This is a genomic window from Streptomyces sp. NPDC006691 (assembly GCF_042869955.1).
GTDB lineage: Bacteria > Actinomycetota > Actinomycetes > Streptomycetales > Streptomycetaceae > Streptomyces.
Window position 1 is genome coordinate 357,862 of sequence record NZ_JBIAGW010000004.1, and the last position, 14,659, is coordinate 372,520.

The window sequence follows — 14,659 nt, forward strand, 5'->3', positions numbered from 1 at the left end:
TCATTGTATCGCCGATGGTGTGCCAAATCGGCGTCGGCTCAAAGGAGTTGTGCTCTCTGGTGGGAGGGAGCGGGAGTCGCGTGAAGTCGTCGACTTCGCCTTCCGGTACGGCGCTTGGCTTGGGCGGATCGGGCAGTCAGTGGAATGGGGTGGCTGCCCGCCTCTGCTCGTTGCCCCGCTCATCGCCCCCGCTCATCATCCCCGTGCTCATGGCACCTCTCTCTCGGACCATCTCGTCAGCAGCTCCCGCAGAGCCGTACGGGCCTGTGTCTCCTTCCCCTCGTTGCGTGCGGACGGGGAGAGCTCGGCGTGGACGAAGGTCCCCGATCGCCTCTTCGCGTCCTCACCCTGGACATTGGTGGTGCCCTCCAGCGGGCATCGGTCGGACCAGCTCCTGCAGACCCGGAGATCCTGGTTCACCATGAGGCCCGCCAGCTTCGTGGCGCTGTCGGTGCCGCTGCGAGCGGCGCCGCTGGAGAGGATGGCGTCGTAGGGGCGGTCCGGTCCCTTGGCGAACCCGTGCAGCTGGACGCCGGGGATGTCACGCTTGTGCATCTCGGTGACGATGGCGTGGAACACGCTGTCCGTGCGGTGCGCCACGTCCGCCGCATCCCCCCGGCCCGCCGTGCGGTGGGCGCCCGCGAGGACGAGCGCCCCCCGGGGCGTCTCCTCCAGGAGCCGTGCGCCGAGGTGTTCGGTGCCGCTGTCGGAGACCGGGTGGGGCACCTGGACGCTCCAGCGGACGCCGGCGTCGGCGCTGACGTACAGCCGGCCCCAGCGTTCGCGCGGTCCCGGCTTACGCGCGGCGACCTCGTCGTAACGGCGGCCGGTGGCCGCGTCCGTGAGACGGTTCAGGCGGAATCCGACCGCGTCGAAGAGCTCCTCGGCACCGGCGGCGTCGCCGTCCAGCAGATGGCCGACTCCCTGTGCGATCTGCTCCCTCTCCTCGGCGGCGGGCGGCGTGTACGGCTTGCGCTCGGCGGCCTTGCGGGCGTAGCCCACGATCCGGCTGTCCAGGTCGACCAACGCACGCGAAGCGGAACTTCCCTTTTCGTTTTCTTCACGCTTCTCTGCTCTGCATGCGATGAGAATCACACTTGATCCGACGAGGCAAAGAACACAAAGGAAAAGTAATGCCCTCGTAATCCTTCTTGGGGTCCCGGCCGGTTTCGTCATGCGAAGATCAGGTCGTGACATTCTGTGAATCTCTCCCTACAAGTCGTGCGCTGGCTGTCGTCGCCGCACTCGCCGTCCTTGGTACGGCTTGCGCAGCGAACCCGTCGGAGTCGCAGGTCAAGCCCGGCGGACGCTCGTTCACGGTGGCCGCTGCCGGAGATGTTCTCATTCATCCCGAGCTGGTGGAGCAGGCGGCCAAGGACGCGAAGAAGACCGGCAAGGGGATCGCAGGACTTGACTTCGGGCCGCAGCTGGCGGGCATCCGGCCCGTCATCAGCAAGGCGGACTTGGCCATCTGTCACATGGAAACGCCCGTGGGCAACCCCAAAGGACCCTTCGAGGGATATCCCGAATTCCTGGTACCGCCGCAGATCCTCACCTCCCTCAAGGATGTGGGGTACGACACCTGTTCCACCGCCTCGAACCACACCTTCGACCACGGCCTGCCGGCCGTCCGTCGCACCCTGGACGCCATGGACAAGGCGGGGCTCGGGCACACCGGATCGTCACGCACGCCCGCCGAGTCGCAGAAGACCAACATCCGTGAGGTCAACGGGGTCAAGGTGGCCCACCTCGCCTACTCCTGGGAGTCGTTCCTCAACCCGACGCCCGAGAAGGAGAAGTGGGCCTTCAACCGGAGCAACACGGAGGAGATCAAGAAGGCCGAGGCCCGCGCCCGCGAGGCGGGGGCCGAAGTGGTGATCCTCTCGGTCCACTGGGGCCTGGAGCACTACAACGAGCCCAGCGTCCCCCAGCTCGAACTCGCCCAGCGCATCACCAAGGAGACCGGCATCAACCTGATCATCGGTCACCACGCGCACGTAGTGCAGCCGATCGAGAAGGTGAACGGCACCTGGGTCGCGTACAGCCTCGGCAACCAACTGGCCCGCCACTCCACGCCGTCCGGCCTCACGGAGGAAGGAGCGATCGGCTGGTTCGAGTTCCGGGAGACCAAGAAGGGCTGGGATGTGGTTCCCCGGTACCGCACGACGCTGGTCGACATCCCGCCCGAGCCCCAGGACGACGACGAGGAGCTGCCCCGCGACGCCGTGCGGGACGTCCGGCTCGTCGATGTCCGTGCCGCCCTGGAGCACCCGGAGGAGCTCCCGGCGGACCGCCGGGCCCGCTACCGCCTCGCCGCGACCCGGGTCGAGGGATTCCTCTTCAACCGAGGAGCCCCGGGCCGTGACGGCCTGGCCGAGCTCTCCCTCAAGGATTGAGCGGGCCCGGGCCACTCGACAACCAACGCCCCGGCGGTGACGCGCCATTCGCGCGCCGGCCGCCCTTCCGTGTGCCGTGCCACGGGAGCCCGAGCCGCAGGAAACAGGAAAGAACAGACGTGACATCGAAGAAGGTGCCGTACTCCGTGCGAGGGGGACGCCGGCGAAGCCGACGGCGCGCGGACATGCCGCTGCTGGGCGGCATCCGGCCGCCGATCGCGGTCCTGTGCATCCTCATCCTCGCCCTGTCCGGGCTGACCGCCAAGGTGCTCGGGCCCACCAAGGACACCGTCGTACCCAAGGCCGTGCTCTCCTCGCAGCGGTACTTCGCGGAGGACGGCGCGATCGCGCTCCGCTCGTCCATCGACGAACGCGTCGCCGACCTGGAGCGCACGGCAACCGCGGTCAACGGCGGGAACTCCGTCAAACCCGAACGCGTCCTGTCCGACCTGAGCCGCGCTTACCAGAAGTGGACCGGCACCACCGTCCTCGATCTGGAGAGCGGCGAGGTACTCGCTGCCCGGGGGGAGACCATCCCCCTGGCCTGGCTGGACGAGGACACGCTGACCGGTGGCAAAGCCCTCAAGCCGCGCATTGTGCGCCTGGAGACCGGTGACGTTCGCCTGATGACCATGGTCGTCCTGGAACAGGCCGGACAACCTCAGCAACTCCTGGTCGCGGCCAGCAGCCTGACCGTGCCGGCCATCAACCTCGGCCCCTTCCGCAGCATGTCGGTCGTGGCCGAGGACGGCGAAGTGCTCGCCACCGCGGGCTTCGAGCGGGCCGAGTCGCTCAACTCCGACGAGGAGCGCGCGGAACTGTCGTTCCGTCACCAGCAGATGGCCCGGCTGGCCGACCAGGCCGCGACACGGACCGAGCAACACCCCGTCCGCGCCAAGGAGCCGGGCGCCCGCGGCTACCCCGGTGTCAGCGGCACCCTGCTCGGCAGTGAGCACAACGGCCGTGTGGCCACGGCCGGTTACGCCTCCCTCGCCTCCTCCGACCCCGACGACAAGCAGAGCGTGGCGGCCGGACTCGGGCTCAGCGTCGTGTCCCTGCTGCCCGTCGTCCGGCAGGAGGCCGCTCAGTCCGACCGCGCACTGCTCGGTCTGGCCGCGGCCGGAGCCCTGGTACTCCTCGGACTCGTCGCGGTCGCCGTGCTGTGGCGGAACGTACAACGGCCCCTGCTCCACCTGTTCCTGGAGTCCCGCAGGCTCGCGCGGGGCGATCTGCACCGGCCGGTATCCGTGCCCAAACGCGGCGAGGCCGCGCGCATCGGTGTTGCCCTGGAACGTCTGCGCCGACGGCTCACCGGGGACGACTCGGCCGAGGACCTGGCGGCCCCGCGGCGCCGGCTCCGGATGGGTACACGCGGACCGCTCGTCATCACCGGCGTCCTGCTGATCCTGTGGTGCGTTCCGGTCGGGCTGCTGCTCAACCGCACCGACGCGACGGTCAGCGTGCCCACCACCATCGTCAACGACCAGCGCGAACGCACGGACATGATGGCCGACCGACTGCGCCGGGCGCTCAACGAAGCCCAGGCCGACCTCGTGTCCGTCTCCCACCTCATCGAGGAGGAGAACGGACGCCCGGCGGACAGCCTCCTCAAGGAGGCCCTGGCCAAGCACAGCCGCTACCAGTCCCTCTACGTGGTCGACTCCTCCGGCGCCGTCTCCGCCCGCGCGGGCGGCGAGCCGCACGCCTGGAGCAGCGGCGAGGACCAGCCGGAGGTCCAGGTCAGCGGCAAGGGCGGCAAGCTGCCCGTCCTCCAGGCATCCGCCCCGGTCGCCGAGGGCAAGGGCGGCACCCTGGTGGGGGAGATCCGGGTCCAGTTCCTGAACTCGCTGCTCGTGCGGCCGGGCCTCGGCGAGGTCCGGGTGGTGGACGCCGACGGTCTGACCATCGCCTCCAGCGGCGGGTTCACGGCCTTCGAGAAGCTGCCCGGCGAAGCACTCGACAACCTGGTCCGGGCGGCCAACGTCCGCGTCGGCGCGGGCCCGGTCGAGAACGGGCTCCTCATCCGCGGCGGTGGCAAGGTCACCGTGGCCGCGGCGGCCCCCTTCTCCGGCGGCGGAGTCACCGCCGACATCGGCTGGACCCTCGTCAGCCGACAGGACGCGGGACACCTCCAGATCGCCCCGTACGAGCGCGAGGACCGCAGCGTTCTCGCCGGAATGCTCGGACTCGCGGCCGTCATCGTCTGCCTCGGCTGGATCCACCTCGTGGTCGTCCGGCCGCTGCGCGCCCTGGCCACCAGCGCCGAGAAGCTCGCGGACGGAGACCTGAAGACCGTGTTGTACCCCCGCTACCAGGACGAGGTGGGCGCCGTCGTCCGCAGCCTCGAACTCCTGCGTCAGCAGGCGCAGGCCCACCGGCAGAACCCAACGCACCGGACCGCGGACCCCCGCGTCGGGGGAAAGTGACAAGGCCGTGCTCTACCTCTACTTCGTCCTCCTGATCAGCGGGGCGGGACTGCTGATCGCCGGCATCGTCGAACAGCGCCGGCACTACGCCGCCCTGCACGCCATACCCACCCGGGTCCTCGTCAACGGCATCCGCGGCAAGTCGTCCATCACCCGCCTGTGCGCGGGTGCCCTGCGCGGCGGTGACCTCGTCACGGTCGCCAAGACGACCGGAACGGCCGCGCGCTTCATCCACCCCGACGCCACCGAGGAGCCGGTCTACCGCAAGTTCGGCATCGCCAACGTGGTGGAGCAGATCGGGATCGTGCGACGGGCCGCTTCCTACCGGCCGCACGCGCTCGTCATCGAGTGCATGGCCGTCATGCCCGCCCTCCAGGAGGTCAACCAGAGCAAGCTGATCCGCTCGACCATCGGCATCCTGTGCAACGTCCGCGAGGACCACCTGGCCGAGATGGGCCCCACCCTCGACGACGTGGCCCGCTCGCTGTGCCGCTCGATGCCGGAGGACGGCATCTGCGTCACCGCCGAGAAGGACCGCTTCGCGATCCTCCAGGAAGAGGCCGACGCACGGAACTGCCGGCTCATCTACGCCGACCCCGAGACCGTGTCCGACGAGGAACTGCGGGGCTTCAGCTGGTTCACCTTCAAGGAGAACGTCGCGATCGCGCTGACGGTGGCCGAACTCCTGGGCGTGGAGCGGTCCGTGGCCCTCCAGGGCATGTACGACGCACCGCCCGACCCGGGGGTGCTCTCCGTGGAGCGCTATGTGACGCCCGCGGGCAACCGCCTGGCGTTCGCCAACGTCTTCGCCGCCAACGACCCCGAGTCCACCTTGATGAACGTCAACCAGTTGCTCGACCTCGGCGCGATCAACCGTCCCCTGAACGTCGTCATCAACTGCCGTCCCGACCGGGTCGAACGCAACGGCCAGATGGGCGAGATCATCCCCGACCTGAAGCCCGACCACGTGTTCGTCATCGGGCACCCCGCCAAGAGCGCCATCGACGCCGTTCCCGCCGCGTGGCGGGACCGGGCCGTGGACCTGGGGGGCGAGAAGCGCGCCGCCCAGGAGTTCATGCCGGTGATGCTGGACGCGATGCCCGACGGGTCGTCCCTCGTCGCCATCGGCAACATCCACGGCCAGGGCGAGGAACTCCTGGAGTTCCTCGCCGAACTCCCGGCGGACGACACCCCCGCCACGGCCGGACCGCACACCCCGCCCCCGGCAGTCGCCCAGCCGGCCCGCCTGGATCCGTACGCCGCCTACCCCGCGGCCTACGAGGAGCGCTATCAGGCGGCCCAGACGATGGAGTTCCCGGACACGGCGCAGCCCCCCTTCGGCCACGGCGGTAATCCGCCGACGTACGAGGTCGGTCCCGGGGAGCCCGAGTTCGAACACACCGAATGGCCCGGCCGGTTCGGCTCCGTCCCCGCGGCCGACCCGGACGCGCGCCGGCCCCGCCGGCCGTGACCCGCCGCGCCCGCACCACGCGACCGCCCCGCCTCACTCGCCGTTTCCCTGCCCGGAGTTCCCGTTGACCACCGCAGCCCTGACCCCCGAGATGGCCGCCCTCGGCATCGCCATCGGCCTGCTGTTCTCGCTGATGTGCTACCTCACCACCAACCTCTCGCCCGGCGGAATGATCACGCCGGGGTGGCTGGCGCTGACCCTCATCGAGGACCTCCAGCGCGCCGCCATGGTCGTCGGCGTGACCGCTTTGACGTACGCCGGCACCAAGCTCATGCAACGGCTGGTCATCCTCTACGGCAAGCGCTTGTTCGCCGCGGTGGTGCTCCTGGGAGTGACGCTCCAGGCCACCGTGATCATCGTCCTGTCGATCGAGTTCCCGCTCATGTACGGCAACCAGACCCTGGGCTTCATCGTCCCCGGGCTCATCGCCTACCAGCTGGTGCGCCAGCCGAAGGGGCCGACCCTGCTGGCCACGGCCACGGTCTCGCTGCTCGCCTACATCGTCGTCGCCGCCGGGCTGCTGCTCGGCATCATGCCCGGTGCCTGAGAACCGCCCGGCGCCCGAGAATCGAGGAAGAACCATGGCCCGGAAGAAGAAGACCCGTCCCGTGCTCACGGGCGTCACCATTCTCGGACTCGTCGGAGCCTCGGGATACCTCACGCTCGAACTCCGCAAGAAGGACGAGCCGGGAGTCACCCAGGTGCGCAACGTGGGCGTGCTCAACGGGAACCACGACAAGGCAGCCGGCCCGCAGGCCGCAGGCGACCGCTGGTCCCGCCTCGACGGCCCCGCGCGCAGCGTCCTGCGAGGCGCCGACGGCCAGATCAAGGCCGTCCTGAGCGACGGCGCGCGCACCGCCACGCTCAAGGGCCCCGAGCGAACCTTCGCCGAGCCGGCCTCGACCTCGTCCAAGGTCTCCACGACCGACTGGGTGCGGCTCATGCCCAAGCCCTGGACGAAGGGCGCCGAGAGCGAGGAATGGTTCAAGACCTGGTACAAGCAGTACGCCGGCAGCCGTGAGGACGACGTCTTCGCCATCGCGTTCCAGTACGTGGCGGGTGCCCCGGAGCGCAAGGAGAAGGACGGCCGTGTGATCGCGGGCGACGCCAACTTCGGCCCCCTGAACACCACCGGGGCCGAGGGCGGAGACCTGCGCCTCGAACAGTCCGACTTCTACGACTACATGGGCGCGCCCTACCCCTTCCGGGACGGCGTCGTCGGCAAGCCGGAAGCCATCCGGGCCCGGTCCCTGGACTGCTCGGGCTTCATCCGCATGGTGCTCGGCTACCGGTCCCGCTACCCGCTGATGTCCTCGGACAAGTCCGGCAACGGCCTGCCGCGCACGGCGAACGGGATGGCCCGCTCCAAGGAAGGAACGGACGTCCTGCCCCTCAAGGGCATCGCGCCCAAGGACCGGCCCTCCGCCATCGACCAGCTCCAGCCCGGCGACCTCGTCTTCTTCAAGCTCGACACCCGCACCGGCCAGCGGCTCGACCACGTGGGCATGGTCGTGGGCCACGACAAGGAGGGGCACTTGATCTTCGTGTCGAGCCGCGAGGAGGTCAACGGCCCGACGATCGGCGACATCGGCGGCGTCTCGCGCCTGGACGGCAACGGGTACTACGCCAAGACCCTCCGCAGCGCCAAGCGCCTCTGAGGGCCGTCTTCGGGGAAGCCGGCCGCCCGTCTCCGCACGGCCGGCCTGTGGTCAGTGGCTGAGCGACTTGAGTGCCGACGCGTCGTACGCCGTCAGCTCGTCGAAGCGGTTGCCGAGGACCTTCGCCGCCCACTGCGGGTCCTGGAGCAGAGCCCGGCCGATGGCGACCATGTCGAACTCGTCGCGCTCCATGCGGTCGAGAAGGTTGTCGATGGCACCGAGCTCCGCACCCTCACCGGCGAAGGCGCGGATGAAGTCGCCGTCGAGGCCGACCGAGCCGACCGTGATGGTCGGCCGACCGGTGAGCTTCTTGGTCCAGCCCGCCAGGTTCAGGTCCGAGCCCTCGAACTCCGGGAGCCAGTAGCGCCGCGTCGAGGCGTGGAACGCGTCCACGCCCGCGGCCGCCAGCGGGGTCAGGATCGCCTCCAGCTCTTCCGGAGTCTGTGCGAGCCGGGCGTCGTAGGCCTCCTGCTTCCACTGCGAGTAGCGGAAGATCACCGGGAAGTCGGCCGGGACGCGCTCGCGGACCGCGGCCACGATCTCCGCGGCGAACTTCGTACGGGCCACCGCGTCACCCCCGTAGGCGTCGGTGCGGCGGTTGGTGCGCTCCCACAGGAACTGGTCGAGCAAGTAGCCGTGGGCGCCGTGCAGTTCGACACCGTGGAAGCCGATCCGGTGCGCCTCTTGGGCGGCGTCCGCGAACGCGCCGACGACGTCGTCGATGTCGGCGAGGGTCATCGCCTTGCCGGTCCCTTCCGTACCGTCGACGCGGATCCCCGAGGGGCCGACGGCGGGAGCCTCGGGGTAGGGGGCCTCGCCCTGCTTGCGCACCATGCCGATGTGCCAGAGCTGCGGGACGATCGTGCCGCCCGCCTCGTGGACGGCCGCGGCGACCTTCGCCCACCCCGCCAGCTGGTCCTCGCCGTGGAACCGCGGCACCCGGTCGCTCTGCCCGGCGGACTCGTGCCCGACGTAGGTGCCCTCGGTCACGATCAGACCCACGCCCGCGGCGGCACGGCTGGCGTAGTACGCCCGCACGTCCTCGCCGGGAACTCCGTCGGGGGAGAACATCCGCGTCATCGGAGCCATCGCCACGCGGTTGGGGACGGTGAGGCCGTTCAGGGTGACGGGCCGCGACAGGATCTCGGCCGCGCGTGCTGCGGTGGACGGGGTGACGGTCATGCGGGTCCTCCGGGGTGAGGCTGTGGCTCGCTGGGTGACAACGAGAAGTGCATAGTACACACAGTATGTATCATGCATATTGCGGGGACTCGGGTCCGGCCCCGCGCCGTCCACCGCACGCGTGTGGCCCCGATCCGCGGGCCCGAGCGTCCGCGGGCCCGAGCGTCCGCGGGCCCGAGCGTCCGTGGGCCCGAGCGTCCGTGGGTCGGCCATAATGAAGTGCCCTAGGGAGTGGGAGGCGACGTGCTGGAAAAGCTGGAGCGGGAGCTGATGCTGCTCTCACGACACCAGGTGCTCGCCCGGCGCGAACGCGACCCCGAACGTCTGGAGCGGTCGGCCTATCTGCTGCTCAGCCGGATCGACACCCAAGGCCCCATGTCCATCGGTCAGTTGGCGGATGCCTTCGGGCTCGACACCTCGACCGTGAACCGCCAGACGGCCGCACTGCTGCGCTGCGGACTCGCCGAACGCGTCCCCTGCCCGGACGGCGGCATGGCGCGCAAGCTGCGCATCACCACGGAAGGGGCGCGCCGGCTCGAAGCGGACCGCGAGGTCAACCGGGCCTGCCTGGCCCGCGTGGTCGCCGACTGGTCCCCGGAGGAGATAAGGGAGCTGGCGGACGTCCTGGTCCGGCTCAATCGCAGCGCGGAGGCCCTGGAAGGACGGGACTGGCCGCGCGCGGAGGAGGCGCACGGGGGCACGTGCTCCGCGTGACCCACGAGGTGGACCGTCAGGGTCCGGTGCGGGGGCTCGCGGGCGCCCACAGGCGGTTGCCGCCGCGGTCGCGCAGCCGGCGCAGGAAGGTGAGCACGCCGGTGCCGCCGGTCGCCCATGCCAGGTCGGAGCCGATCAGTGAGTTGTCCGGAAACAGGGGCAGGCAGGCGCCGCCGCTACGGGCCAGGATCAGTGCGGCGACGTCCTCGGCCGCGTGCCACATCTCCTCGTCCCCCGTGGCGACCGCAGCATCGACGAGAAGGTCGCCGACGCCGGACAGTCCGCAGCACTGCGACACCAGGCTCATCCGCGGGGCGATCCGGTGGCAGGCGCGGGCGCAGCCCAGGCCGAGTGCGAGCCACTCGCGGTGCTGTTCGCCGCTGCCCGCTTCGACCAGGAGGGCCGCCACGCCCGTGAGCCCCCGGCACCAGGAGCCGTAGCGACGGCTGGCTTCGGGGCGTCCGGCCGTGGCCAGCAGACCCGGCACACGGGCAGCGAGACCGTCGAGGCCGGTGAGGGCGGCCGCGCGGATCACCGGGTCGGCGGTGACGCGCTGATACGCGTACAGGAAATGGATGATGCCCGCCGCGCCGTGGGCGAAGCCGAGTTCGTACGCCGCGTCCGACGAGGCCGCGGGACGCGCGGGTTCCGCGGCCGTGCCGGGCACCTCGGACTGCCGGGCCAGGAGTGCGTAGGCGCAGTCGCCCGCCATCGCGAGATGGTGGGCCGCGTCGATGGGGCGTCCGTCGGCTTCGGCACGGCCCGCCAGGATCAAATGGCCCGTGCCGGTCCCCGCAGTCCCTCCGATCTGGTCGCCGGTGTCGTCGGACGGGGCCGGATCGGAGGGCGGTACCCCGACGGGTCGTGCGGCCGCCGCCAGGAACAGATCGACGCCGGTGCGGCCGATGTACAGGGCCGCGCCCAGCCGGGGCAGTTCGGGATGCCGGGCGGTCCGGTCGGCCAGTTCGGCAACGGCCCGCGGCACGCCGGGCCGGTCCAGGTGATGCAGCAGTTCCAGACCGACGCCTGCCGCGCCCGCGTACAGGGTGAGCGATGAGCCGGGGTGATGGGCGCCGGGCCCGGCACACAGGCGCGGTGCCGCGTCCACGCTCCTTGCGACCGTGTGGCCGATCACCTCGTCCAGGAGCCCGGGGGAGGGACGCGGTACGGACGGCGTGCCACGCCTGCCGGGCAGAGCGGGCAGGCCCGCCGCGAACCGCCTTGCGGCGGTGCTCCGTTCGTCCTGATCGAAGCTCATCAGTCCGCCGACCAGGTCACGCAGCGGCCGCAGGGCGGCGCCGGGCGCGGCGGTGGCCAGGCATGCCAGCGTCCGGTCGCGGTTGATGGTGTGGTCGGGGTCGACGACCACCGGGTCCATGCCGGTGAGCGCGTAATGCAGCGTGGCGCCCAGCGCGTAGAGGTCGTCGGCGGGCTCGGGTCGGGCGCCGGGACGGTATACCGGGAGGGAGTAGCCGGGTGTCCCGCCGGCCGGGCGGTAGCCGTCGAGGGCGCTGATCCCGAAGTCGACGAGCCTCGCGACTCCGCCGGGACCGAGCACCACGTTGCGCGGTTTGAGGTCGCCGACGACCACCCCGCGGTCATGGACGCCATCGAGGATGACCATCAACTGGATTGCCAGCAAAGCGAGTTCTGCGGCCGCCCGGTCACCGCGAGCCGCGTAGGGCCCCTTGTCGAGTACATCGCGGCGCAGGTCCGCCGGCCCGCAGTCGGTCATGACGAGGTACTCGTCGTCACCGTGCCTCACGTGGTCGACGACACCCGGCACGCCGTCCGTACCGTCGAGGGCCAGCAGCACCCGGTGCTCGTGGCGCAGTCGGCCCCGGGCGTCGACCCCCTGCTCGTCCTCCGCCACGTACGGCCTGGCCTGTTTGATGACCACCCGCTCGCCGGTCGTCGTGTCCATGCCCCGGTACACATCCCCACGTGGTGAGCGCACGATGCCCGCCGTGATCCGATGGCGGCCACCGACGAGCCGGGCGACAGGAACCGCCTCGGGGGCGGGACGGCCGAACGGGTCGGTGGCCCAAGGGGGTTGGCGGTAACGGGCACCTCCCTGGGCGGTGAAGGTCCGGCCGGCCGGGCCGACCAGGACGGACGCTCGACCAGTGGGCGCATCGATCCGGAACGGCCCGTACCGGTAGTGCACCGGTGAGCCGGGCCGCACCCGCCGGTCGCTGAGCACGCGGGGGCCGGTGCGACCCTTGAGGACGTCGGCCAGTTCCTCGGCGAGCGTCGCGAAATCCCGGTCGCGCGGATAGACGGTGGCTGCCTTGCCAACGAGGTGGGGGTGCCGCTCGCCGCCGTTGAGGTCCCGCAGCACGGAGGGGCTGACCGCGAACTTCGCGTCGCAGGTGTGACGCAGCAGGACCGGAACGATCAGGGCCACCGTGTCGAGGAGTTCCTCGGCGCGAGTGGAGATGTGGAGCTTCCAGCCGTGCTCGCGCACGGGCATGTCCGGGTCCAGCAGATAGAGCCAGTACTCGTCCGATGCGAGGCGCCGGGGGGCTCCGGCCAGCAGATCTTCGAGGCGTCGCCGCAGGACGGCGGCGTCGGGGGCCAGGTCCTGTACCTCGTCACGGCGGGCCGGTCGCATGTGTGCCCCTTTCCCCTCGTCCCCGTTCCCGTTCCCGGTTCCTGTTTCCCGTTTTCACGCCTCAGCTCTGGTCCTTGTCCGGGTCCTGGTCCCTGCCCCCGCTCGCCACGGTGTCGGGCGGGGGCCCGTTTCTGCTGCTGTGCCAGGGAGTGCCGTGCCGCTGCGGCCGTAAGGGGGCCGCAGCGGGCGGGCCTCAGTCGCAGGCGACCCGGGTGGTGGCCGTGGGCCACGGGTCGGCCAGGCAGGCCTCGATGCGGCGACCGGCGTCCGCGTCGTCCTCGAACTCGATGAGCTGCTCCTCCATGTCGAGCGGTTCCGCTTCGCGAATCTGGAGCTCCAAGGGGCTCATGGCGATCCTTTCTGCTTGTCCCGGTGAGATGCACAGGTGAGCGCGTCCTGCATCCGTACAGGGCGCTGTGCACTGGTCGACGGCATATGCGCCGTCGGCTCGAACAGCACGAGCCACTACAGCCGAACTGGGGCGAGGACCCAAGCCCGTCGAAAAGAAAGCCGACAGGAAATCGGGCCGGAAACAGGCCGGAAAGCAGTCGGAGACCAGGCCGGAGACCAGGGGGACACGGGGCGCGGCCCGGCGGAGTGCGAGGTCGGTCGACGCCGCTCCGGCCGGGGCCGTGTTCCACGTGAAACCGGCTGAAACCGCAGTGAGGCGCCGCTGATAGCCGCGCGGTTCATTCTCCTCACATCCATGCGACCACCGCGTACGGCGACATCACCGCGCGCAGCCTGTGAGCGAGGGCGCGGGGGTCATGACTTGGCGAGGGCAGGGGTGGCGTCGGCCCGCGGGGAGCGGTCCGGTTCGGCGTCGGGCTCGGGGATTCCGGTGCGCAGGACCCGGTTGACGCGTTCGGTGTCCAGAACGCGTTCCCAGCGGGCGACGACGAGAGTGGCGACGCTGTTGCCGGCGAGGTTGGTCAGGGCACGGCATTCGGACATGAACTTGTCGATGCCGAAGACCAGCATGATGCCGGCGGCGGGGACGGTGCCGACGCTGGAGAGCGTGGCGGCCAGGGCGATGAACCCCGCGCCCGTAACGCCTCCGGAGCCTTTGGACGTCAGGATCATGACGGCGAGCAGGCCGAGTTGCTGACCGAGGGTGAGCGGGGTGTCGGTGGCCTGGGCGATGTAGACGGCGGCCAGGGAGAGGTAGATGGAGCTGCCGTCGAGGTTGAAGGAGTATCCGGTCGGCACGGTCAGGCCCACGATGTCGCGCCGGACGCCGAGCCCTTCGAGCTTCACCATGACGCGGGGCAGGACGCTCTCGGACGACGAGGTGCCCAGGACGATCAGGAATTCCTCGCGCAGGTGACGCAGCAGCCTGAACACGCTGATCCTCAGGAGGGCGAGGACACCGCCCAGCACGACGATGACGAAGAACAGGGAGGTGCCGTAGAAAAGGCCGATGAGGCGGCCGAGACTGGTCAGCGTCGAGACGCCGTACTTGCCGATGGTGAAGGCCATGGCGCCGAAAGCGCCGACGGGGGCGGCGAGCATGATGTAGTGCAGGATCTTGAAGACGACCGTGCTCAGCCGGTTGACGCCGTCGACGAGCGTCACTCCGACGGGCCCCACGGCTTTGAGTGCGACGCCGAACAGGACGGCGAAGAAGATGACTTGGAGGATGTTGCCCTCGGCGAACGCTCCGATGGCGCTGGAGGGCACGATGTCGGTGAGGAAGTGCCACCAGCTCTGGTGCTCTCCGCTCTTGACGTACTGAGCGGCGTCGCCGGACAGATGGAGTTCACCAGGGTGCGCGTGTACCCCGGAGCCGGGCTGGAACAGGTTCACCGCGGTCAGGCCCACGGCCAGCGCGACCAGCGTCCCCGCCTGGAAGTAGACCAGGGACTTCATTCCGACCCTGCCGACCCGGCGCAAGCTGTCGACGCCGCCGATGCCGGCGACGATCGTGAGGAAGACGATCGGCGTGATCAGCATCTTGATCGCGGAGACGAACGTGCTCCCGACCGGTTCCAGGGCGACGCCCACGGACGGCCGGAGCCAGCCGGTCAGGACGCCGGCGACGATCGCGATCAGGACCCAGAAGTACAGCTGCCGGAACCAGGGCTTGGACCGTGGTTTCTCCGCCGGTGCGGCGGGAGTGGCAGGTGGTGCGGTTGCTGCCATGGCGTTTCTCCTCGTCGGGGAACGTGGACGCAACCGGGACGCGACCCCGGCCGCGC

At 70.4% G+C, this 14,659-nt stretch carries 11 protein-coding genes; 6 read left to right on the top strand and 5 right to left on the bottom strand.

The genetic code is table 11. The features are described from left to right. Positions 1-207: 207 nt before the first annotated feature. Positions 208-1,026 (bottom strand): hypothetical protein, encoded by an 819-nt coding sequence (locus ACFYNP_RS11760; RefSeq protein WP_388784884.1) that lies wholly within the window; start codon positions 1,024-1,026, stop codon positions 208-210. Positions 1,027-1,190: 164 nt separating this feature from the next. Here ACFYNP_RS11760 and ACFYNP_RS11765 point away from each other — a divergent pair, with 164 nt between their 5' ends. The 5 genes from ACFYNP_RS11765 (at position 1,191) to ACFYNP_RS11785 (ending at position 7,951) form a co-directional block, all read left to right on the top strand. Further along, a complete protein-coding gene (locus tag ACFYNP_RS11765) occupies positions 1,191-2,396 on the top strand; it encodes a CapA family protein (protein WP_388410175.1) in 1,206 nt (401 codons plus the stop codon). A 185-nt stretch (positions 2,397-2,581) separates the two neighbouring features. Then, on the top strand, positions 2,582-4,822 hold the full coding sequence (locus ACFYNP_RS11770; protein WP_388785280.1) for a HAMP domain-containing protein: 2,241 nt from the start codon (positions 2,582-2,584) through the stop codon (positions 4,820-4,822). A gap of 7 nt (positions 4,823-4,829) precedes the next feature. Continuing rightward, entirely contained in the window at positions 4,830-6,293 is a 1,464-nt protein-coding gene (gene pgsB, locus ACFYNP_RS11775; protein ID WP_388410172.1) for a poly-gamma-glutamate synthase PgsB, read from the top strand. A 64-nt stretch (positions 6,294-6,357) separates the two neighbouring features. After that, positions 6,358-6,840: a poly-gamma-glutamate biosynthesis protein PgsC/CapC gene (locus ACFYNP_RS11780; RefSeq protein ID WP_100579148.1), complete on the top strand. Its 483-nt coding sequence runs from the start codon at positions 6,358-6,360 to the stop codon at positions 6,838-6,840. A gap of 34 nt (positions 6,841-6,874) precedes the next feature. Continuing rightward, positions 6,875-7,951, top strand: a complete 1,077-nt coding sequence (locus ACFYNP_RS11785; protein ID WP_388784885.1) for a C40 family peptidase — start codon at positions 6,875-6,877, stop codon at positions 7,949-7,951. A gap of 51 nt (positions 7,952-8,002) precedes the next feature. Here the strand turns inward: ACFYNP_RS11785 and ACFYNP_RS11790 are convergent, their stop codons facing one another. Continuing rightward, entirely contained in the window at positions 8,003-9,133 is a 1,131-nt protein-coding gene (locus tag ACFYNP_RS11790) for an NADH:flavin oxidoreductase (protein WP_388410167.1), read from the bottom strand. Positions 9,134-9,403: 270 nt separating this feature from the next. On the opposite strand from ACFYNP_RS11790, the gene ACFYNP_RS11795 reads away from it, so the two are divergent. Then, entirely contained in the window at positions 9,404-9,847 is a 444-nt protein-coding gene (locus ACFYNP_RS11795; RefSeq protein ID WP_388410861.1) for a MarR family winged helix-turn-helix transcriptional regulator, read from the top strand. Between the two features lie 16 nt (positions 9,848-9,863). Here ACFYNP_RS11795 and lanL read toward each other — a convergent pair whose 3' ends face one another. From lanL to dctA, 3 genes are all read right to left on the bottom strand, one after another. Beyond that, a complete protein-coding gene (gene lanL / locus ACFYNP_RS11800; RefSeq protein ID WP_388784886.1) occupies positions 9,864-12,461 on the bottom strand; it encodes a class IV lanthionine synthetase LanL in 2,598 nt (865 codons plus the stop codon). Positions 12,462-12,654: 193 nt separating this feature from the next. Next, complete coding sequence (locus tag ACFYNP_RS11805; RefSeq protein ID WP_388410161.1) at positions 12,655-12,810, bottom strand: SflA family class IV lanthipeptide; 156 nt, start codon at positions 12,808-12,810, stop codon at positions 12,655-12,657. 416 nt (positions 12,811-13,226) lie between these two features. Continuing rightward, a complete protein-coding gene (gene dctA, locus ACFYNP_RS11810) occupies positions 13,227-14,603 on the bottom strand; it encodes a C4-dicarboxylate transporter DctA (RefSeq protein WP_388784888.1) in 1,377 nt (458 codons plus the stop codon). Positions 14,604-14,659 lie beyond the last annotated feature (56 nt).

Coding starts and splice junctions, on each gene's coding strand:
- dctA (WP_388784888.1), bottom strand. CDS start 14,603: ATGGCAGCAACCGCACCACCTGCCACTCCCGCCGCACCGGCGGAGAAA.
- ACFYNP_RS11805 (WP_388410161.1), bottom strand. CDS start 12,810: ATGAGCCCCTTGGAGCTCCAGATTCGCGAAGCGGAACCGCTCGACATG.
- ACFYNP_RS11785 (WP_388784885.1), top strand. CDS start 6,875: ATGGCCCGGAAGAAGAAGACCCGTCCCGTGCTCACGGGCGTCACCATT.
- ACFYNP_RS11795 (WP_388410861.1), top strand. CDS start 9,404: ATGCTGCTCTCACGACACCAGGTGCTCGCCCGGCGCGAACGCGACCCC.
- lanL (WP_388784886.1), bottom strand. CDS start 12,461: ATGCGACCGGCCCGCCGTGACGAGGTACAGGACCTGGCCCCCGACGCC.
- ACFYNP_RS11790 (WP_388410167.1), bottom strand. CDS start 9,133: ATGACCGTCACCCCGTCCACCGCAGCACGCGCGGCCGAGATCCTGTCG.
- ACFYNP_RS11770 (WP_388785280.1), top strand. CDS start 2,582: ATGCCGCTGCTGGGCGGCATCCGGCCGCCGATCGCGGTCCTGTGCATC.